This window comes from Mesorhizobium sp. C395A (genome assembly GCF_030323205.1).
Lineage (GTDB): Bacteria > Pseudomonadota > Alphaproteobacteria > Rhizobiales > Rhizobiaceae > Mesorhizobium.
In genome coordinates, this window is sequence record NZ_CP100473.1 from 3,098,603 (window position 1) to 3,118,942 (window position 20,340).

Below are 20,340 nucleotides of genomic sequence, written 5' to 3' on the forward strand. Positions count from 1 at the left end.
GGTCTGGGCGAGGAGCTGGGACATGGACGAAGGTTTGCTATCTAAGAATTCGATGACTGCTAAGGCACTGAAGCGCAAAAATCGCGATCGTGGTTACCCGGTGGGCAGGCCATTGGAACCAGCTCGCGAATTCAGCGTTTCGAGCGGATGATCAGAAGTTTCGCTTACGCCCTTATCCTCGTCCAGGTATCCATGGCGACCGCGCTGGCCACACAGGTCTTCCTTACGACCGCCGAGGAAGCCCGTAGCTCAGAACTCTCGCTGGCGCCGGCGCCAGGCGAAGAGGGATGCGCCAAGGCGATGTGGCCCAATATTCCGGAACGATGTCTGCAACGAGTCGAGCCGAAGGTGGTGACGCTCGTGCTCACCCAAAACAACTAATGGCGCATGGCGCTTTCTGATATGCAGCTGGCTTGCGCCGCTGGCTGCGCTGCCGCAGCACCAGCAACGGTCCGTTAAGCCTCGCTCAATCTCTGCAAGCTATCTTGTTGCCAGTTTGTCGAGGGTGACATGAAGCGCAAGTCGATAATGCTCTTTGCCTTCCCAGCTCTGATCCTGCTGATCTTGGCAGGGGAGCGCATGGCGACTTTCTTGCTGGGAGCACATCCGGCCAGTCCCGCAATGTGGCGGATCTGGCTTGAACTAAGGCCGCTGTCGACGATGTTCTGGCAACAGGTCGATCTTTATCTCGGGTCGTCGATGGTCCTTGATGCCTTGATGCTGGCCGCCGCGTCGATGGTTTGCTGGATGGCGTGCCGCACAAGAAGGTCGGCCGCGTTCTTCTTCCTTGCCAACCACGTCGCCCTGCTTTTCGCCGGGTTGATGATCGCTGTCACCAGCCATTCCGAAACAGCCAGCACGATCGCCTCTTTCACGGTACCCGGCGGCCTTCCGTTCCAACTTACGGTCGATTTCACCTTGAACAACAGTCTTGTGCTGTTTCTGGGCGTGACGGCATGCGCCTACTGCCATGTCATCTTCCTCAGCGAAACCCGACAGCGGTCCGAAGCGCTGGCCGCTAGGCTCGTTGCTCTGCAGCGAGATCTCTAGGATAGCCCCACCCTTTTCCAGCGCTAGTTGATCTTCCGGTAGTAAACCTTGCCGTCGGCCTGCTCTATGCGCTGGTAGTTGGAGCTTGGGGCAGGCGCTGCAGCTGCAATCCTCCTTTTGGGCGGACGCGGTGTATCGACGACGCTGGGCTCGGTCGCGTCTTCACCATCGAGAACAGCAGGCGCCTCCGCCATGCTGCCGGTCGTGTCGACGGAAGGTTCCGCTGCGCTCGACATGATTTCGTCATGGACAATAGGCTGGTTCTGTTCCAGCCGGGCTATGCTCCGGTTGATTTCGCCAAAGCTGCTCTGCAGTTGAGTGTCCAGTTTTTCAAATCGGCTCTGAAAACCGTTGTTGACCGTGTCCAGCCGGCCCCCGATTCGTTGTTCAAACGTCCCGAGTTGTTCCAGGCGCCCTTCCAGAAAGCGCATATCGCTGATGCCGCGGTATAGATAAACCGCGGCTACCATATTCACCAAGGTGAGCAGGGACGTGCCGATGATGACGGCGCCGACAATGCTTCTGTCGCTCGGTTTCACAACGGCAGCTTGCTCTCCAATGTGGGTTGCTGTCCCAATCTCGATTGCCGGCATGTCCGGTTCGCTGATCATCGTCATTGAACCACCACCTTTGCGCCGATCGCGACGCGCCTGAAGAGATCGATCACATCGGTGTTGGTAAGGCGAAAACACCCCGATGTTCCGTCGAAGCCAACACCCTTGGGATCGTTGGTTCCGTGTATCCGATAGAGCGTGTCACGCCCGTTCCGAAGCAGATAGAGCGCCCTGGCGCCAAGTGGATTGTAGGGACCGGCAGGCACCATTTGCGGCAGGTCCGGCTGGCGGGCGCGCATTTCGCGGGGTGGGCGCCATTCCGGCCATTCGGTCTTCGCCCCCACCTCGACCACTCCGGTCCAGCCAAATCCGTCGCGTCCGACGCTGATCTGATAGCGAAGCGCCTGGCCCTGTCGGGTCACCAGGTAAAGCGCTTTCTCGCCCTTGCGGATAATGATCGTTCCGGGTTGTTCCGTGGTTTCAAAGGCGACGGTCTTGCGCAGGCTGGGGCCCATTGCCGGCAGCGGCGGCCGATCCGAAAGTGCCGATCGCGCGCTGGCAAAATCCTGGACCGACATCGCCAGCGCCATGCCCATGGCGCAGACCAACCCAAGGACGATCCGATACCTATCTGGCAGCAGCGTCATCGAGCCGCTCTTTGAACATCCGCTTCAGGTCCTTGTTGAAGCGCGCACGCCCATCCACCTCGGCAGGCAGGATAGCACGGTTCAAGGCATCGGTCAGAAGCGCATTGTCCAGCGCGACCGACTTGATGTGCGGCGCCTTGAAAATCTTTTCCAGCTCGCTGCGCGAAAAGTGGTTCCCGAACCATTTGCGCTTGTGCTTGTTGGCGACCAGGGTGATGCTGACAGCATTGCCACGCAACTCACGGATCTTCTTGTAGAGCCGCTTGCCTTGCCGCAGCGAGGCGACGTTGAGTTCGAAGACGATGAAGATCTCATCGCTCGTCGACAGCACGGAATTGTGCCAGGGCGTCTCGATGTTCGGCAGGTCGATGACGATGTCGTCGAACCGGTAGGCGACGAGGTCCAGCAGCCGAAACACGAAATCGGCGCCCTGCGGCTCGAAAGGCAATTGCGGCCTCTCGAAGGAATAGAGCGTCAGCCCGGACGGGCGCGAGAGCTTGATGACATCCATCAGCTCGACGTCGAGCCTCTCCGGCTGGCCGATGATGCCGCCGAGGTCGAACTGGTTGAACTGGTTGAGATAGGCGCCGCAATTGGCGCTCTGGAAATCGAGGTCGACCAGGCAGGTGGAAGCCCCGCGTTCTGTCGATTTCGATGCCAGGTGTTCGGCCGCCGACAAAGCGAGCGTCGTCGCGCCGGCGCCGCCGCTGGCGCTGATGAAAGTGATGATGCGGCTTTTCGTTCCCTGGTTGCCGGTGTCGTGGAAGGTCACCGCGTTCAGCAGTTCCTTGCCGTCGAGCGGCTTGTGCAGCCAGTCCGAAGCGTTCATGCGCACCAGCACACGCGTCTGCTCCGACGACAGCTCGTCGGAGACCGCGATCAGCGGCACGGTTGCCCATTTGGAGCGCGCCTCGACGATGCCGGGCTGGCCGAGCAACTCGCCATTGCCAAGGTCGAGGATGACGATGCCGGGGCGCGTGTCCGCGGGCGGACCCCTAAGGAAGTCGCCGGTCTCGGAAACCCTGACGTCGTAGATCGCCAGCGCGTCGAGCCGCGTCGCCACATCGCGCTTGAAATTCGCATCCGACGAGAACAGCGCCACCTGCTTTCGCTTGGTTGGTGTAACCTTGGTGTTGATGGCATTCATGACGCGGTACTCTTCAAATCTTCGCCCGTTACCGTACTCAGCATGGAGGGCATGGTGATGTTGTCGAAACCGAGCAGTCCGCCCAGGAAGAAGAACTGGAAGGTCACGTTCTGCAAGCTGACGGTGATCGTCGGTACCGGTCCGCCCGGGCGGGTCTGGTAACCAAGCCCGGTGGCCGTATATCTGACGATCACATTGGCTGGCTGGAGCATCGGAAAGAAATGACACATGCCCGGCCGTTGTCCCGCACTAAGCGGCGGGCAGGTGCCCGCACCCGTCGCGTCGCCTCGAAAAATGCGATTGAAGTTGGCGGCAGTAAAAGTTCCGGCCACGCATCCCGAACCGGAGCAACTGCACACGCCGGTGGCGCCATTGCACGTGTAGTCGTAGTTGCCGACGGGAATCGGATCGCCTGGCGTCGTCGCGGTTCCTGCTGCCGCAATCGTTGGCGCAATCGGCGTCGAAATCGACGCTAGGCGTGCGCCGATCTCCACGGCTTTGGTCGCGGCATTCCATTGGTACCATGCATATCCAAAGTCTACGAAGCCGAGGGTAAGTGTCAGGAGCAGGGTCATGCTGATGGCGAACTCCACCATCACAGCGCCAGCCTCATCTTTCCTGAACAGGGCTAATGCGCGCATTTCACCACCCGTTGTAACGTTCTTCGTGGGCGGCGGAAAAGGTAACCGGCCCCAGGCCGAGAAAAGTGAGAAGGGAGGCGCCGGTATATGTGAAAGAGGTCTCAAGTCGGACTACCCGGACATTGGCTGTCGCGCTGTGGTAGTTAGCCAGGCCAGTATTGGGGTCGATAGTCACCGGTATGACGAGGTGATTGAGATCGACCGTGACAGCCGCCGGCAGCCAACCGGTGACCCGGCTTGCAACATTGCAATTTCCACCACAGTTGTACGATCCTGTGGCGGCGATGTTCCGCGCATAGGTGACACAGTTGAGCGCCGTGTTAAACGTCTGATTGCAGCGTGCGGCGTAGCGAGCCCCGTCATTGAGGCCAGCTTCGATTAGCAGCTTTTGATGGAGAAGATTGCCGAACTCGAAGACACCCGCCGAAAGGCTGATCATCAACGGCGTAATCAAGGTCATTTCGACGAGAACCGTGCCTCGCTCCTCAAGGCCAAAACTGCGTAAAATAGACCTCAGCGCAGTCAGCATCACATCACCTGTAAAGCTGCGGTTCGTCACGCACGAAATTGTCGAGCGTTCCCTGTCCGCCTGCGGCGATATCGACCAACTCGACCATGACGGAGGCATCGTCCGATGCCGATAGGACAGGCTCGGTCAGGAAGAAGCTGGCGAACGATTCGACGGGAAGATTCTCGCTATGGCCAGAAAGGTCATTGCCCAATGCTGAAAGAGCTAGGCAGTTGAGAATTGCCCCATAGATTAACCTGCGGTCGACTGTCGTTACCGGGGCTTGACACGAATTCACAGGCGTTCCGCTCTCCCCTCCGGTCGATGGTGTTCCAACAAGGCCTGCCGAAATCTCGTAGCGATAGACCTCATAGCGTGTCGGCCTGGTTGTCGCCCAACTGGCCGGCTTGGCGGCGGCTCCGAAATTGGTGCTCCAGTAAGTGTCTAGATCCCAGTTCCCGTCACCTAGCCGAGAATTGATCTGCCCGGCATCCCGAGGCAGCCCCTGAGTGCCGGGCAGATTGAAGGTCAACTGGTTAAAGCTGGGGCACTGGCCCGCGCCTCCCTGAGTCTTTAGGGCGCCCTTTCGGACGTTGGCGGCAGGACCGTATTCTGCAGTGTTGAAGTGACCGCCGGTCGTCCTTATGCCAAACCGGACGTTGAATGCGTCCTGTACTGGGCCAGCGTTCTGCCCGGTTTTGGTGGTGACGTTGTTGTTTCCGTAGCAGCCTACCGGATTTGATGTCGCAATGGTTTGGGCGAGCGCCTGCGCACCGTTGCCGATGCCTTGGGGAGGCTCCAGGAAACCGAAATTGCCCGGCCCGGCGGCGGCGCCATTCCCGACTTTGCGGAGTTCGATTAGTCGGCGGCGCAGGTTCGGATCGGCTGCGGCTTGCTGCAGGGTTACGCCGCCCGGTGCGAGTTCGTACGGGTTGCACATAAATACTGGGGTGAAGTGGCAAACGGCACTCTTGAACCCTGCGACCGAAACCGCACCGATATCGAAGCTGTTTGTTGCGCTACCGACAAAAGTGGCGGGGAACATTGTCGCGAAACCAACCGGTGTGACGGTCACCTCAACGAATTTGGCTGCGGTCGGATCGGTAGTCACATTCGCGGCAACGATGGGATCGCTGTCATTAGTTGGGAGGCTACTCAGGTAGCGCCATGTCACTCCAGCTGCTGCTAGCGCTTCTGCGCCAGGCGGATCGCCGGCAACTGGCTCAGCGAAACGGTACGTGTTGAAGACAAGCGTTGCGAGGGCGTTATTGCCGCGGGTGATCGCGTCCGGCTTGCCGTCAAGCTCCGCTGCCGTGGCAAGCGCAAATGCATCGGCCCCCTTCTGAAGGTCGTTATGTAGGCTATTGGCTCGGGACATATCGATGACCAGCAGAGCAAAGCCGATGATTACCGGCAGCATGATGGCGACGAGGATCATCGCTATGCCGCGTTGATCGTTCCAGAACGCCCTAATGGTCCCCAACATGACCTTACTCTCTAGCTTCCTTGCACCAGGCCCCTCGCTCACCCGGCGCAATGCGACCGCATCCTTCTGTTTTCAATTCGCTCCGTTAGTCACACCCGACCCGCCGACATTGACCGTCATCGCAGGCGGTGGTGGTGGTGGCGGTGGAAATTTATAGCTCTGGGCAACAGCGACAGCCCGCGTGCCGTCGCCTTCGATATGTGTGTTCTTCGCGTTCGGATTGAACGGATCGACCGTCTGCGCCAGCGAATTGTATTTCTGCGTATCGCCGGCGGCGAGCGTCACCGAATCGTAGTGGTTGAGATAGTCGGCGGCGCAGCCCGATAGTGCACCGGCGCACAGAATGAGGATCAAGGCGCTATTTCTTGACATAGAGCAACTTGTCCTTCGATTTGAAGTCCAGCATGTGGCCATAGGGGCCAGTCACACCGTCTCCCGTTTCATATTTTCGGATCATGTCCTTGTTCACTTCGAGCTGACCGAGGATGAAGAATTCCGGATCGTTGGCCGGCCGTGTCTTGTCGAACGGCGTCGCCAGTTGTTCGCCAGGCTTGACCGGTCGCACGATGTGCGGCGTGACGATGACCACCAGTTCGGTCTCTTCCTTCTGGTTGCTCGAATTGCGGAACAGCGCGCCGATGACCGGAACCTGGCCGAGCCACGGCACCTGGTTCTGCAGCTTGGTGGTCTTGCTGGACAACAACCCGCCGACAGCGAAACTCTGGCCGTCGCGCAGTTCGACGACGGTTGCCAGCTTGCGGTTGGTGAAGATCGGGTCGCCGGCAGTGGTGAAACCGGTGAGGTCACTCACTTCCGGCGCCAGCTTCATATGGATCTTGCCGTCGTCGAGGACGACCGGCGTGAACAGCAGATTGACGCCGAATTGCTTGTACGTGATGGTTACCTCGCCATCGGTGCCGATGACACGGATAGGCACTTCGCCGCCGGCGTTGAAGCTGGCCGGCTCACCGGACAGCGTGGTGAGATTGGGCTCAGCCAGCGTGCGCACAGCCCCCTTGGCCTCAAGCGCTTCAATGATCAGGTCGACCTTGATGTTGCTGTCGATGACGCGGGTGATCAGCGCCGCGAAAGGACTACTGTTCGACAGTAGACCGGTAAGCAGACCGCCCGGTCCAAGCACCACATCGTCTTCGTCGACGGCGGCAATGCCGGTTCCGGTGCGCGACGTGCCGCTACCATTTGTGCTCCTGATCGAGACGCCGAGGTCGCGCCCGGTATTGCGCTTGGCCTCGAGCACCCGGACCTCGAGATTCACCTGCTGGCTGTCGTCGACGATGACGGAATTTATGATGGCGTCGGGGCCATATTGCTGCGCCACCTCCAGGATCGATGCCAGCGTGGCGCCATCCTTGACATGGCCGCCAAGCCTGACCTTGCCGTTGATCGAACCGATCTCGATGCGTGACCTAGGCGCCACCTGGCGGATCGCCTGCGCCATGTCGCTGACGTCAACGCCGACTTCGATCTGGATGACGCCCAGCGAGCGCTTTTCCGGGGAGAAGAGATTGACCGTTGTGGTGCCGGCGTTCTTGCCGATGACATAAAGCGTGCGGTCGGTCATCGGCTGGGCATCGGCGATCTTCTCGTCGCCGACAACGATATCGCCGAGATTGGCGCTCACCTGGAGCGTCACCGACTGTGACATTGGCAGGAAGACGCGATGGACGCTGGGGTTCGATACGTCGATGAAGCGGTCGGCTGCTTCAGCCCCAAGGCTCGACGTCAGCAGCGCAGCCAAACAGGACAACGCGGCCGCCGCTACCCTCATCCAAAACCCCTGCATCCCCATCTCCCAAACTGCTGCCGCCTGCAGCCCCCGCTTCGCCGCGTCCCTTTTATGGTTGTCGCGGCACGTCATAGGATTCGAGCTTCACGCCGCGAAAGACGCCCACTGTAACATTCTTCGGCGGTTCCGGTTGTACGTATTTGACAACTTCCTTGACGATTTCCTGCACTTGCGGCGCAGATGCCACAGCCGGCTTCACTTTGCCCAACTCGTCGAGGCGGCTTCCCACTCGGTCCACCGCCTGGGTCAATCCGGCAATCTTGTCGTCGGCGCGCTTGCGCTCAGCTGCGGCCTCCGCTTCGGCGGCTGCCTGCTTATCCAGTTCGGCCTGCCTTTTGGCAACATCGTCCGGCGTTTCGCCGGTCAGATCCGAAAGCGTCACGCGTTCGGTCTTCTCGCCCTTGCTGGCCGCGGCCTGGCGAAGCGCCAGCGACAATTGGCCGGCGCCGGCGGCCAAGGTCAACTTCTGCGCATCCTTGGTGCTGGCCTCGAGCGTCACCGACTTCACAACTGTCGGGCTATCCTTGCTCTCATCGGCGACCTGGTCGATGGCGAGCACCTTCATGCTCTGCAGCAGCACGTCGACGAAACTCTTATCCGTGCCATCATCGCCGCGCGCCGTGCGGGTGAGTAGAATATCGACTCGATCGCCCGGGAAAACGAAGCCGGCGACGCCGAGCACGTCATTGACGCGGATCGAAACGGCCTTCATGCCTTCGCCAAGCACTGCCGATAGTGTGGCGCGTTGGCCTGGGCCAGTAATCTTGGTAGCAAGAATCGGCTCATTGACGCCGATCGCTTGCAGTGCCTGCTTGGCACCGTCACCAGCTAACAGGTCCTTAGTTGACTTGAACGCCCCGGCTGGGACCGCTCCCGCCGGCCATGCGACTTCGCGCAATTTATCTGCGGTGAGCGCGTCGCCGAACTTCAGCGGCATTGCCGCTACGACGACTGTGCTGCCTTGAACGAGGCCGGTTTGCGCCATGGCGCTACGCTGGCCGGCCAGCCAGATATTGACCAGCACAACTGCCAGAACGCCGAACACGCCGGCGAGAACGATCATGATAAGCGTATTGGCGCGCATGCCCAAAGCCCCAAGCCCCAATGCGGGATTCGCCCGCTGCGATCGGATTCAGGCCCGGCTCGAACGATCCGGGCCTGAATGTAGTAGTCAGGCGATCAGCTGCCGGTGCCGGCGCCGGCATTGCACGTGCCGGTCGGATGCCCGTCGAGGGCGGTGCAGAGTGCCGAGAAACGACCGTTTACCCAGCCGCCGATGGCGAGGACAGTTAGGATCGATGCAACGGCAATGATGCCGATAAGAATGGAATATTCGACCATAGCAGCGCCGTTTTCATCGTCGCGGAACTGCCGGGTCATCGTCATGAGCTTCTTCATGTCAATTTCTCCCTCTGGAGGTTTGAACCCGACGAGACAGAGCCAAGGATGAACCCCATACCCAAGCATCCCCCGTCACCTCAATCCTAGGTCCCACGAAAAAGCAGAGTCAAACGGATTAACGTTTCCTTAACCTTCCAATACCTGAACTTGCGAACTCGACAGGGATTTGAATTCTGACAAGAGCTTGATTCAGTTGAATTTTCAACCGTCTTTAACCATTCGTTCACAATTTGGCCGCAGTCAAGGCAAAACGACAGTCGCATCAGCAAAGATGCATATTCCTTTATATCTAAGGGGTTACCGACATTTTTCACCCCGCATCTCATTTGTTGCGGTATGAAAGGTCCCGTGAGCCGGAAGTTTGGGAGAGGGCTAAGCGCGCGGCGTCGAAATAAAACGATATTTTTCTGGCGTCCTCCTTAACTATGTTGAAAGCATTGGCCTCACGTGAGACCCTCCAGCGCTTGTGCCTCGCTTGGTTAACGGTTAGTTTCCGCTAATAAGGGCTAGCGGGGTATAAGGGATTATGCTGGGGCGGTTTATCAAGGGACCAAGCGAGCAGCAGGCCGCGGTAAGGGCGGAGCAGCCGACGGTGCTGCCTGCCGCTCCGGCCCTTTCGCCGGCCGCTGATGTTGAATCCCGCGGCGACGATTTCCTGACGCTCAAGGTCGAGATCCACAGTCACCTGATCGACCGGTTCAATCTTGCCGCGCTTGAAACGGCATCGAAAGATGAGATCCTGAACGAAATTCGGCCGATTGTGCGCGAATTCGTGCGCGGCCGAAGTGTGCCGCTGAATGCGCGTGAACTCGACCAGTTGACCAGTGACACGGCCGACGAGATGCTCGGGCTCGGGCCGATCGAGCCGCTGCTCAAGGACGACTCCATTACCGACATCCTGATCAATACCCACAAGCGTGTCTTCATTGAGCGGCGTGGCCTGGTTGAAGAGACGGCCATCCGGTTTCGTGACGAGGCGCATCTGCTGCGCGTCATCAACAAGATCGTTTCGGCTATCGGCAGGCGTGTCGATGAATCGTCGCCGATGGTTGACGCCCGCCTGGCGGACGGCTCGCGCGTCAACATCGCGGTGCGGCCGATCTCGGTGGACGGTCCGCTGGTATCGATCCGCAAATTCTCCAAGAACCCTTATTCGCTCGAGCGTTTGATGGCATTTAATTCGATCCGGCCGCCGATGATCGAGCTGCTACGGATCGCCGTCCAGGCGCGCAAATCGATCCTGGTTTCGGGCGGCACCGGCAGCGGCAAGACCACCTTGCTCAATGCGCTGTCGAGTTACATACCATCGAAGGAACGACTGATCACCATCGAGGATGCGGCCGAGTTGCAGCTGCAGCAGCCGCATGTCGGCCGGCTGGAGACGCGCCCCCCAATGTCGAGGGCAAGGGCGAGGTGCGCCAGCGCGAATTGCTGAAGAACGCGTTGCGCATGCGGCCGGACCGCATCATCGTCGGCGAGGTGCGCGGCGAGGAAGCCTTCGACATGCTGCAGGCGATGAACACCGGCCATGAGGGGTCGATGACCACCATCCATGCCAACACGCCGCGCGACGCGATCTCGCGGCTTGAACAGATGGTCGGCATGGCCGGCATGCCGATGACGCATGATTCAATCCGGGCGCAGATTGCCTCCGCCATTGACATCATCGTCCAGACACAGCGTCTTTCGGACGGCGGCCGGCGTGTCACCTCCATATCGGAGCTGACTGGCATGGAGGGTAATGTCGTCCAGCTTCAGGAAATCTATCATTTCGTCCGCCGTGAGGTCACAGCCGAGGGCAAGGTCATCGGAGACTTTCGCGCAACCGGCGTCCGCCCGCGGTTCGCTCCGGAGGCCGCAACCCTGGGGCACCATTTTGCCAAGGACGCCTTCAACCCGCAGGTTGCCCTCTGATGCTAACGGGTCAAGCTCTGCTGTATTTCATCTATATGCTGGCGGCGGCCTCGGTCATTCTCGCCGGTGAAGCCCTTTATCTTTCCTTTGCCGGCCGCCGCTCCCGGTCTATGGCAGTCAATCGCCGGCTGAAGCGACTCGCTGGCGACGTTCCGGCCGAACAAACGCTACAGGGGTTGCTGCGAGAGCGCGGTCTCACTGAATCCGGCGACTTTCTTTTTGGAATGGTCTGGCTGAACAGGCTCTATACCCAGTCCGGCATTACCGGAAATCCGTTGACCTTCGCCGCAACATTTCTGCTTGCAGGGCTGGCGATGGCGTTGCTGCTGGTTCTCTTCAATTTTTCCGCCTTGGCATCGCTCATTATCTTTCTGGTCATAGGGCTTGTCCTGCCGCTTCTCGTCCTCCGGCGTGCCCGCAACAAACGAATCCGGAAGTTCGCTAAACAGCTGCCGGATGCGCTCGACATGATTGTTCGCTCGCTGCGGGCCGGACACCCTGCTTCGGTCGCGATCGGTCTGGTCGCGCGCGAAATGCCCGATCCGCTCGGCACCGAGTTCGGCATCGTCTCCGACGAGATCACCTTTGGTCTCAGCATCGAGCAGGCCGTGCGAAAGCTTTCGCAGCGTGTGGGCTTCGAGGGCCTTCAGCTGCTGTCGGTATCGCTGTCGATCCAGGCCAAGACGGGTGGCAATCTTACTGAAATTCTGGCCAATCTTTCCTCGGTTATGCGTGAACGGCAGAAATTGCGAATGAAAATCAGGGCGCTTTCGGCCGAAGGTCGTGTCTCCGCGTGGATCATCTCCTTGTTTCCTATTGTGATGTTCTTCACGCTTCAAATCCTTTCCCCAGCCTATTACGGCGCCGTCTGGGGCGACCCGCTCATCTTCCCGGTATTCCTGCTTTTTGGGTTGTGGGCGCTGCTTGGCGACTTCATCATGTACCGGATGGTTACTTTCGATTTTTGACTGGGGGCGACGAAAGAAATTGTTTTCGAACATTCAGGACCTGGGCTTCTTGGTGTCTATTGCCGTCTTTGTGGCGGCGGTGTCCTTCTTCCTGTTCGGTGCGCTTGTCTTCTTGCCGGCTCTGCAGACACGAAAGCTCGTTGCGCAGAGCCTGATGGGCGAAAGGATTACAGACCGCCGATCGATGCTCGGACAAGACCAGCTTGCCAAGCTTGCGGCGCAACGGCCGGTCGATGCCTACTTCAAATCGATCGAGAGGGAGCGGGAAGAGCCAAACGCCTTGGAAGCGAAGCTGTTTCGCGCCGGCTTTTACCAATCAAGCGCGCCGCTGATTTATACGCTATCCCGTCTTGTCGCAGTCTGCGTCGGTTTTCTGGCAATGTATGCACTCCTGTCACGGGTTCTGCCGCCGCACCTGCCAGGTTTTATCACCCTTGCTGGCTCTGCCCTCTTCGGCCTGGCCTGCATGGTAATTCCCGCCATTCTGCTCGACCGTTTCGAGAACAGCCAGAAACAGATCTATCGTCGAGCCTTCCCCGACTTCATGGATATGATGATCACCTGCGCCGATGCCGGCATGAGCCTGGAGGGGGCGGTCGAACGCGTCAGCCATGAAATGGCCGCCACCCACAAATGGCTGGGAATACAGCTGTCGATCATGAATTTGCAACTGCGCGCCGGCAAACCCTTGCGGGAAGCGCTACGCGAACTCTCCGATCGCATCGGACTTGACGAGGCGCGGGCACTGGCTGTCCTGTTCCGTCAATCGGAAGAACTCGGCACCAGCCTTACCGACGCCCTGCGCGTCTACAGCGCGGAGATGCGCAGCCAGAGGATTCTGCAGGCGGAAGAGCGCGCCAATTCCTTGCCTGTCAAAATGATGATCCCACTGGGACTCTGCATCTTTCCTGTGGTGATGATGGTAATCATGCTGCCGGTGGTCATTCGCATGAAGGGGATTTTCTTCTAGTTGCGCACATGCTTTGGTCCTAATATGGGTCGGGGGACTCACGGGGAGATTGTATGAAAAGGCCAATTGCAGTCGTGGCCTGCCTGTTCATGGCGGCACTTGCCGGCTGCCAGACGAACGGGGCGGACGGTGTCGTTCGAACCAACGAGCCGTCGAAAGGCGACTTGACGTCTTTTGGCGACGCTTTCGACGGATTGAAGACAGTTGGTGACGTCGAATATTATGCCTCGGATCAGGCTGTTGCCGAGGCCAAGAACCAGTTCCGCGCGGAAAATTACGGCAATGCCGGCGCCCTGTTCTTCAAGGCGACGCAGCTTGCCCGCAATGATGGTGGCGCCTGGATGGGACTGGCCGCCTCCTGCGACCGGATCCATCGCTTCGACCTTGCCGATCGGGCCTATGGCCGGGCCTTCAAGCTGTTGGGTGCGACGCCCGAATATTACAACAATATCGGCTATTCCTATCTGCTGCGCGGCAAGCTGCAGGACGCGCGCAGCAATTTCCTCAAGGCCTACGAACTGGCGCCCAATGATCCGACCGTGGTCAACAATCTGAAGCTGCTATCGTCCAGCGTGCAGAACGTCGAACGGTAGAGCGCCTGTATGTTGTTTGCCGCTTCGCTGCTGCTGAAGGCGTTTGCGATCCCTCTGCTGGCATGGGTCGCCTGGATAGACTTCTCGTCCCAGAAGATATCCAACCGTCATGTGCTGCTGCTTTTGTGTCTCGGGCTGGGATCGCTTCAGCTTGTTTCCATAGCAAGCCGATCGTGGTGGGATATGGGATTGAGCGTGATCGCCGGAATTTTGCTGTTCGTCGCGCTCTTCCCGTTCTGGATTTTGCGCAAGGTCGGAGCCGGAGACGTCAAGCTGATTGCGGTCGTCCCGTTTCTGACCGGTGGAAGCGGTCTCGCCATTTTCTCGGTGCTGCTATTGGTTTTCGCCGTCGCCACGGTGGCGGTCATGAAAAACCCGTTCCTGCTGCCGGCGGGCGCGTTTCGCGTCTATGTCCAGCATATGGACAGGAAGGGCGTCGTTCCTTTTGGCGTGCCGATTTCGGCAGCTGCGATTGGCGCTATCGGTTTCCAGATTTACGGGAGTTGGGTGGTGGCGAGCAGCTCCGGAATCCTGGATCAGCTTAATTGAACCTCGGCAGTCCGCTCTGCTGCACGAAGCGCGCGCCGACGTAACCTTTGCTTAATGCCGAACTGGCAGTCTATTTGCCTATTGAGGGTGCGCTATGATACAGGATTACCGGTCGACAGTTGCCTGGTTGGCGGCTGGATTGATTGTTGGTGCCGTGGCGTTCCCGTTTGCGGCTGTTGTCAACAAACCGGCGACACCAACAATTATCAGCGCCGAACCGCCACCGCTCCCAATCATCAAAAAGACGTTCGTCCGAAAATGGCGCCGTACATAGTGATCAGTGGTGCCTGTCCCCAATACCGCGTACCGTCTGCAGCGAGACCCGGATTTGGAGCGGATCGCGCTCGATCTTGCGGCTCAGCCGGTTGATCTGGACGTCGATGGTGCGCTCGCCGACTTCCGAATCGTCACCGGCGAGTTCATAACGCGGCATGGTTTCGCCGACCCGTGCGGCGAAGACCGCCAGGATCTCTTGCTAGCGGCCGCGCGCCCGCCGCCCCGCCTCAGTTCGCGCCTGCACAGCGTGCCATGCGTTCCCCAGCGCTCCTAACGACATTGGTAGGATCATCGAAGATCGCTTCAATGGCAGGTTCCAGATCGAAAAAAGGAAGAGAAGAAGAATCTGTGCGCTCTCTGCACACAGTCTCCCAAATTATCTGCTTTTGCAGGAGTCGCCTGGTGGTGATCTGCCTCGGGAGCCGGCGATCGGCGCGGAGGCGACCATTCCTGGCAAAAAATTTCCGGCTTCGCATGACCTTCCGCCGCAACACGGACAAGACGCTGCCGGCAAGGGGCTGAGCAATAAAAAGCCCGCCACCGTGAGGCAGCGGGTTCTCTTTCGGAAATGATGAGCTGCCTTTTACGGCCGGCCTTCATGGGGCGGGGTTGCGGATGCCTCTGGCCGGACATTCGACGTCATTGAAGCGAGGCACTCCTCCAGACGTTCCAGCCGCGCCTTCTGGCATCGCAGTGTGTGCGCGACGTCATGCAGCCTGGATTTACCCTGAGAGTTGGCGGCAGCGATCAAGTCTATTTGTAGCCGACTGATCTCGCTCCGCAGATCGCGAGCGTCAGCTTCCATCAGACCCCTGATCCATCCAGCCCCGCGCATTCCAGCACACCATCCACCGAGCCCTGCGTCGCACGATAGCAGCGAGTTTGCTAACAACCATGCCATGAACCTTCTCGAATTTTATGCATTGCTAATATATAAAAGGCCCGCCACCGTCAGGCGTCCGGGCAGTTTTTGCCCCGTCGGATCGGACTGTGAGGTTTGTCATGGACGCATCGACGTATCGGCGTAGGCTACGTGCAGTTTCCTGCAGGGGTAAAGGGAGTGGTCCCGATGCTTGTGAACCTTCCTATGCTTGTGAATCTTCGTCTTGTCGCAGTTGGTCCCCTTGCCGATTGGGTCCGTCATCGAGCCGAGCAGAAGGCGCTGTTGAAGGCGACGGACGAGTTGAGCAAGTCACCAGACGACATGCTCAGCGACATCGGGATTTCCCGTGACGACATCACGACGTTTGCGTTCCGCAGCCCGGCGTCGAGACGTTGGGGCTGAGCAACAAAAAAGCCCGCCACCGTGAGGCAGCGAGCCAAATTATTCAAGAATTAAACTGGATCGTTCCAGGTTCTGTAGCGCGGGAAGCGCGGCCGGTGCCGAACACCCGGCCGAGGATGCGAATGCAAGAAGATGGCCCTCGTCCGCACACCAGGGAATCGAGAAGGAACGTCTCGTGCAGACTTCCCTTGGCGGCAAAGCGGCCCCATAGCCTCGCCCGTGATTGTTGCGCCAGCTCATGGTTTGCGGATGACCGCCTCCAAACATGGCGACCACAACGCACCCGTCCTCCAGTTCCGCGTCTGGATCAATGATAAGGCTTTCAGCCCGAAGCTCGGGGTAGGTGTCTGTCACCGCAAACACGTTGTAGGCCCACTTGCTGGCGGCACTGCGAGGCAAAACTGCTGCCCCAGGGCCACGTGACCGTGCCGAGACGGACGCGGGCTATCAGATGCCGTCGAGGTTCTCTTGAGCCGCGACCGAAATTCGACTAGTCGAGTCAGCCGCTTCCGATGATCGCCAGTATATCAAGCAAACGACCAGCCCGGCGTACCCGACTTGCAGAACGATCAGCGCAAGGACCGCACAGCCGAGCGCGGTCCAAATTGAACCGGCTTCGATGTAGGTCCAGATCGCCACAATGATCGCAGTGGCAGACATGCCGACCAGGAACTGTGGAAAATACATTCCTCACGCATTTCATTAATTTAGCGATTGCACAATTAGCCGATTCTAAAATATCGCTGCAGCATGATGTCGCATCGGCTAGCACTACTCATCCACAGAAATGGTCGCTGCAGTCTTTGGGTGTGGGGCCGCACCGGCCACCGCGCGCGAAGATAGAGCCTCCGCGCTGCCTAGATATAGTCATATTAGCAATCACGCCATTAACCATGTAGGCGCTCCCAAGCCAAAACTCAGGGAATCCCTCTTGAAGGCTCAAACGAGAGGACAAGCTAATACCGTTGAGAGTCGCGGGCATGGACGACGGTATGGGCGAGCATCTTGGGGTTTTCGACCTTGACGCTTTGCGCAAGGCTTTCCTCGAGTTCGTAGAAGAGCATAAAACCACGGATCATCCTGAGTGGGGCGAACTCGCCAAGCTGTTCCTCGAAAAAGAACGAGAGCGGCACCAAGAACCGGACCCTGCCCAGCCGGAGGGGTGAACGCACCAGCGCTGTGTGACCCGACCGGCGCAGAAGCCATGACCAGAACAAACCGGGGATTCACGGATTCGCGGTGTCGATCTACATTTGCTCTGAGATGGCATTGGCGTGGCGCTGGCCGGTTAGGTAAGCGAGCCCCTTGTCAGGCAGTCCGGCATGTAGGACATGACCGGCACGTCGGGGAAGCCTCAGGCTAAGTCCACCCTTTCGGCGACACGACGATTCACTTCGATAATCAATTCGAAGACGCTTTCAAGCTCGCCGTTGATCTCGTCGGCAGGAATCCCGGCCTTCTCGGCAGCTGTCATCAACTGGTCTTTCAAGTCGCCAACCGAGATGGGGTCTCCCCGCGCCACAATGGGCAGTTGTTTGGCTACCCACTTATCGAGAAACCTCAGGCCACGGACGCTCATTTGTTAGCAACCTCTCATCCTTGACACTGCACCCGCCTGCGGCCGGGTGACACCCGATGGCATAAGCGTGACGATTCCCTCCTATGACTTCCCGCATGCGGTTGTCGATTCGACTTCGAAGGCCGTGATCGGCCAGATATGGAATTAGTCGGCCCGGTCACGCGCATCGACGGCGACAAGGTAACCGTCAGCCTGCGGCCACTGGTGACTGTCGACGCCGAGCACGTGCGCGTTGTTGAGAGCCATGTGGGGTCGCCACGGCGAAAAAAGCCGATTGTTGACAAAGCCTAACGGCGCTGCTTGAGGAGATCAAAGGCCTCGTCGCAGGGGCAGCCGCCGGAAAGAATGGGATTCGGGCCGCTTTGGATCATTATGCGGTTCCCGAGCCAGCACGGCGACAAGTACCGAGCAGTCGAGTTCCTCGTTGAACGAAAAGTGCGGGTCGGCCTCTGGCAAGATCTGAGCCAAGCGTAGCGATTTCAACCTGGCTGTCTTGGCGGCACGTTCTGTGCATTCAACCTCATTGATCGCTTTCGCGGACCGCACTGCACCTGGGCGTTCTCCCAGCCAACACATTTCCTGGTAGCCTCATTCTCACCTCCCCCCAACGCAAATTTCTACATTCGGATGAACCATGTCGCCCTTCATTCTGATGAAGCCCAAGCTGAAGCAGCGGACCAGATGGCCCGCGATTGTGGGCTCGCACCGCCCGGCGAGGTGATGCGAGCCCGGCCGAGTCTTGCGGGACCTCGACCAGCAGCGAACACCCACTCGCTGCCGTTCTATCAACAAAGCCCCCAAATTTCAGGTTCCGCTTATATACAAAAAAGCCGGCCTCCTTTCGGCAGCCGGCCAGTTCCAACAGAACAAGGGAACGTGCACTGATGGGGCAGTGCAACGCCCGAAGTGTTCGAGGCCACAATGTTCCAAGGGTGAGAATAACGAGGCAGCCTAGCTAGCGGTTGGTGCCAGCCGCATGGCTTGCCCCCTCCGCCCTCTTGACTGCCCGAGCGGGTTAGGTACCTTCACTGCGTGCCTTGAGAGAAGCGGCCCGGGCACCTTTGGAAATGAAGCCGCGTGATAACCGACGATGGGGGAGCCCTTACGTCGTAGACAACGAGCAGCACGGCTGCCCAAGCACAACTCCAAACAACAACAATCCGGCTTCCGCGCCCATGGCGGCGTTGCGGCCACTAAAAAACATGGAGCAAAGTGATGACCAAAATTGTCGAATATCAGGATAGTGACGTGACGGTGGTATCGCGGAATCCGTTGCGAGGCGCACTGAAACTGGTGACCGATGACGACCACACAACCTTCCTCGAACTGGACAGGGACAGCGCCGAGTGGCTGGTGTCGGCGCTCCTCGACTTCCTCATGGAAGGCAAACACCCAGAAACACCAAAGATGACTGTTGAACCGGCCGCTGACGCCGCCAGAGGCCGCGACCAAGTTCTAACCGCCATTTTTGAAGGCATAGCAGCAGCCTATCAAGCCACGCTCTATGAAAACAATGATCCTTTGGACAATTGCGCGACCTTTGCAGAGACGGCACTAGCGTGGCTGGAGTCGAGTGGCTTAAGAGTGGTGCGTTAAGCCACCTTTGCTGCCTGCACGGTTTCGGGGCGAACCGTGCAGGTTGCCCAATGGGGCGAAAGTGGAACAAACAGGGGATTCACATTCCCGGAGTTCCGATCTAGAATCATTCCATGGAAACGGTGTTCGATGATATCGCCAACGCCCTCAGAGAGCCCCGCTCAGACGTGTGGCGCCCAGTCCGCGCCTTCGCCCTCGATCTTAGCCGCCAAGCTGTTCCTTGGCCTCGCTGTCGGCCTAGGCGTTTGCTTTGGAATGGCGCTGGCTGGTTAGCTATCTCGCTGCGGCCGACTGAAGTGCGACAGCAGCAAAATCTGCCGTTGAGTTTCCCGAAAACGTAGCAGTCTCTGATTCAGCGGAGGTCGAACTTGTTGATGCATGGATGCCAAGGAAATCCTTTCCACAAAGGGCACTAAAATCTTCGGTGACATTGCTCATGGACCCGGAGGTGGTGCCGGAAGCGATGAGCGAGATAAAAGCGATGCCATCGGCTGGAATGGTGATGGTAATCCTGTCGCCGCTTTCTGCAGCTATCGCGGCAGGTATCTCAGAAGCTCCAACCACTCTGTAAATCTGCGCCGTGACAGACGGGTTGCCGCCATCAAAAGTGAACCCGATGTCGGTCGACGTTGTGTTTTCCAATATGTCGCCGCTGCCGGCTGATATGAACCAGATCTCGGAATTGGCGCTTGAGGGCACATCATGACTGCGCACCAGGCGCCTTGCCCGAAGGTCGCCGACAGTTACGGTATCCAGCGTCCGCAACTCCCCGAAAAACTTCCATGAGACTTCGAGCCAGATATCCCTACCGGTAGCAACAGCACCAAGGTTTTTCGAGGGCGCCTTAACCGTGGGGCCAGGGACGAGCCCCCCACTATTAAAGGCCGAGACAGCCGAGACCATGATCGGTGACGAGCGCTGTAAATTCTGAAAGCCAATGATCGCCGCCGTGATCGCCAACGCCGCCAGGACAAGGGCAATCGCTATCCAAACAACTGACCGGCGTCGATTCGCATCGTTGCCCCAACCCTAGGGGAAAGATCAACGTATTAGCAACTGCTTGTATTTCTCGTGAACCAGGATCATTCTTGCCGCACGGAGGCCACCAGTAACGATGGAAAAGGGGAACGCCATGGAATCCGTTTGCTACGCCCAAAGCTCGATCTGTTTGCTGTCGTTCTTAGTCAACACCACGATGGCGCTTATTGTTTTGACGCCATTCGCAGCGACGCGCCTGCTGGTGTTGAGGATGCGCGCGGGCTCGGGCCGAAACCTTCAACTCGCTTAAGGCGCCGTGGGCAAACCACGTTACCGAGGCGCAGATCATGCGATTAGTTCTGTTGATCCTTGCCGCTGTCGCCGTGTTCTA

Annotated in this window: 22 protein-coding genes and 2 pseudogenes; 10 read left to right on the top strand and 14 right to left on the bottom strand. The window is 58.7% G+C overall.

All coding sequences use genetic code 11. The features are described 5' to 3' along the window. Positions 1 to 192 precede the first annotated feature (192 nt). Both NLY37_RS15095 and NLY37_RS15100 read left to right on the top strand, forming a co-directional pair. Positions 193 to 381 (top strand): hypothetical protein, encoded by a 189-nt coding sequence (locus NLY37_RS15095; RefSeq protein WP_156929786.1) that lies wholly within the window; start codon positions 193 to 195, stop codon positions 379 to 381. A gap of 129 nt (positions 382 to 510) precedes the next feature. Further along, a complete protein-coding gene (locus NLY37_RS15100) occupies positions 511 to 1,050 on the top strand; it encodes a hypothetical protein (protein ID WP_023741150.1) in 540 nt (179 codons plus the stop codon). Between the two features lie 23 nt (positions 1,051 to 1,073). Here NLY37_RS15100 and NLY37_RS15105 read toward each other — a convergent pair whose 3' ends face one another. From NLY37_RS15105 to NLY37_RS15150, 10 genes are all read right to left on the bottom strand, one after another. Further along, positions 1,074 to 1,667: a hypothetical protein gene (locus tag NLY37_RS15105; protein ID WP_023741149.1), complete on the bottom strand. Its 594-nt coding sequence runs from the start codon at positions 1,665 to 1,667 to the stop codon at positions 1,074 to 1,076. Next, positions 1,664 to 2,251, bottom strand: a complete 588-nt coding sequence (locus NLY37_RS15110; RefSeq protein WP_023741148.1) for a L,D-transpeptidase — start codon at positions 2,249 to 2,251, stop codon at positions 1,664 to 1,666. Before NLY37_RS15110 ends, NLY37_RS15105 begins: the two co-directional genes overlap by 4 nt. Next, positions 2,232 to 3,398 carry a CpaE/TadZ family protein gene (locus NLY37_RS15115; protein ID WP_023741147.1) on the bottom strand — a complete coding sequence of 389 codons (1,167 nt, stop codon included), beginning with the start codon at positions 3,396 to 3,398 and terminating at the stop codon, positions 2,232 to 2,234. Before NLY37_RS15115 ends, NLY37_RS15110 begins: the two co-directional genes overlap by 20 nt. Next, positions 3,395 to 4,039, bottom strand: a complete 645-nt coding sequence (locus tag NLY37_RS15120; protein ID WP_023734691.1) for a TadE/TadG family type IV pilus assembly protein — start codon at positions 4,037 to 4,039, stop codon at positions 3,395 to 3,397. The genes NLY37_RS15115 and NLY37_RS15120 overlap by 4 nt, the downstream gene beginning before the upstream one ends. Before the next feature lies 1 nt (position 4,040). Continuing rightward, a complete protein-coding gene (locus NLY37_RS15125) occupies positions 4,041 to 4,568 on the bottom strand; it encodes a TadE/TadG family type IV pilus assembly protein (RefSeq protein WP_023734690.1) in 528 nt (175 codons plus the stop codon). Between the two features lie 4 nt (positions 4,569 to 4,572). Continuing rightward, entirely contained in the window at positions 4,573 to 6,033 is a 1,461-nt protein-coding gene (locus tag NLY37_RS15130) for a pilus assembly protein TadG-related protein (protein WP_023741146.1), read from the bottom strand. A gap of 72 nt (positions 6,034 to 6,105) precedes the next feature. Continuing rightward, positions 6,106 to 6,387 (bottom strand): hypothetical protein, encoded by a 282-nt coding sequence (locus NLY37_RS15135; RefSeq protein ID WP_245260893.1) that lies wholly within the window; start codon positions 6,385 to 6,387, stop codon positions 6,106 to 6,108. Between the two features lie 4 nt (positions 6,388 to 6,391). Beyond that, a complete protein-coding gene (locus NLY37_RS15140; protein ID WP_023734687.1) occupies positions 6,392 to 7,837 on the bottom strand; it encodes a type II and III secretion system protein family protein in 1,446 nt (481 codons plus the stop codon). A gap of 52 nt (positions 7,838 to 7,889) precedes the next feature. Beyond that, positions 7,890 to 8,924: a Flp pilus assembly protein CpaB gene (cpaB, locus tag NLY37_RS15145; protein ID WP_023734686.1), complete on the bottom strand. Its 1,035-nt coding sequence runs from the start codon at positions 8,922 to 8,924 to the stop codon at positions 7,890 to 7,892. A gap of 95 nt (positions 8,925 to 9,019) precedes the next feature. Further along, complete coding sequence (locus NLY37_RS15150) at positions 9,020 to 9,238, bottom strand: Flp family type IVb pilin (protein WP_023734685.1); 219 nt, start codon at positions 9,236 to 9,238, stop codon at positions 9,020 to 9,022. Between the two features lie 529 nt (positions 9,239 to 9,767). Between NLY37_RS15150 and NLY37_RS15155 the strand changes: the two are divergent. From NLY37_RS15155 to NLY37_RS15175, 5 genes and pseudogenes are all read left to right on the top strand, one after another. Next, positions 9,768 to 11,155 (top strand): annotated as a pseudogene (locus tag NLY37_RS15155) (TadA family conjugal transfer-associated ATPase). Further along, a complete protein-coding gene (locus tag NLY37_RS15160) occupies positions 11,155 to 12,123 on the top strand; it encodes a type II secretion system F family protein (protein ID WP_023734683.1) in 969 nt (322 codons plus the stop codon). The pseudogene NLY37_RS15155 and the gene NLY37_RS15160 overlap by 1 nt, the downstream one beginning before the upstream one ends. A gap of 19 nt (positions 12,124 to 12,142) precedes the next feature. After that, positions 12,143 to 13,093, top strand: coding sequence for a type II secretion system F family protein (locus tag NLY37_RS15165; protein ID WP_023734682.1), 951 nt, complete (start codon positions 12,143 to 12,145; stop codon positions 13,091 to 13,093). 53 nt (positions 13,094 to 13,146) lie between these two features. Continuing rightward, complete coding sequence (locus NLY37_RS15170) at positions 13,147 to 13,686, top strand: tetratricopeptide repeat protein (RefSeq protein ID WP_023734681.1); 540 nt, start codon at positions 13,147 to 13,149, stop codon at positions 13,684 to 13,686. A gap of 9 nt (positions 13,687 to 13,695) precedes the next feature. Further along, a complete protein-coding gene (locus NLY37_RS15175; RefSeq protein WP_023734680.1) occupies positions 13,696 to 14,235 on the top strand; it encodes a prepilin peptidase in 540 nt (179 codons plus the stop codon). Positions 14,236 to 14,512: 277 nt separating this feature from the next. Here the strand turns inward: NLY37_RS15175 and NLY37_RS15180 are convergent. Next, positions 14,513 to 14,710, bottom strand: a pseudogene (locus tag NLY37_RS15180) (winged helix-turn-helix domain-containing protein); the annotation flags it as partial. Positions 14,711 to 15,580: 870 nt separating this feature from the next. On the opposite strand from NLY37_RS15180, the gene NLY37_RS15185 reads away from it, so the two are divergent. Further along, positions 15,581 to 15,796 carry a hypothetical protein gene (locus tag NLY37_RS15185; RefSeq protein ID WP_023741144.1) on the top strand — a complete coding sequence of 72 codons (216 nt, stop codon included), beginning with the start codon at positions 15,581 to 15,583 and terminating at the stop codon, positions 15,794 to 15,796. A 447-nt stretch (positions 15,797 to 16,243) separates the two neighbouring features. Here NLY37_RS15185 and NLY37_RS15190 read toward each other — a convergent pair whose 3' ends face one another. Then, complete coding sequence (locus tag NLY37_RS15190; RefSeq protein WP_023680991.1) at positions 16,244 to 16,483, bottom strand: exopolysaccharide production repressor protein; 240 nt, start codon at positions 16,481 to 16,483, stop codon at positions 16,244 to 16,246. A 293-nt stretch (positions 16,484 to 16,776) separates the two neighbouring features. Between NLY37_RS15190 and NLY37_RS15195 the strand changes: the two genes are divergently transcribed. Continuing rightward, complete coding sequence (locus NLY37_RS15195) at positions 16,777 to 16,962, top strand: hypothetical protein (RefSeq protein WP_023818950.1); 186 nt, start codon at positions 16,777 to 16,779, stop codon at positions 16,960 to 16,962. 188 nt (positions 16,963 to 17,150) lie between these two features. Here the strand turns inward: NLY37_RS15195 and NLY37_RS15200 are convergent, their stop codons facing one another. After that, positions 17,151 to 17,375 (bottom strand): DUF768 domain-containing protein, encoded by a 225-nt coding sequence (locus NLY37_RS15200; RefSeq protein WP_023741142.1) that lies wholly within the window; start codon positions 17,373 to 17,375, stop codon positions 17,151 to 17,153. A 1,215-nt stretch (positions 17,376 to 18,590) separates the two neighbouring features. Here NLY37_RS15200 and NLY37_RS15205 point away from each other — a divergent pair. Further along, positions 18,591 to 18,971 (top strand): hypothetical protein, encoded by a 381-nt coding sequence (locus NLY37_RS15205; RefSeq protein ID WP_023741140.1) that lies wholly within the window; start codon positions 18,591 to 18,593, stop codon positions 18,969 to 18,971. Between the two features lie 273 nt (positions 18,972 to 19,244). Here NLY37_RS15205 and NLY37_RS15210 read toward each other — a convergent pair whose 3' ends face one another. Continuing rightward, on the bottom strand, positions 19,245 to 19,931 hold the full coding sequence (locus NLY37_RS15210) for a hypothetical protein (RefSeq protein WP_023741139.1): 687 nt from the start codon (positions 19,929 to 19,931) through the stop codon (positions 19,245 to 19,247). Positions 19,932 to 20,340: the final 409 nt, after the last annotated feature.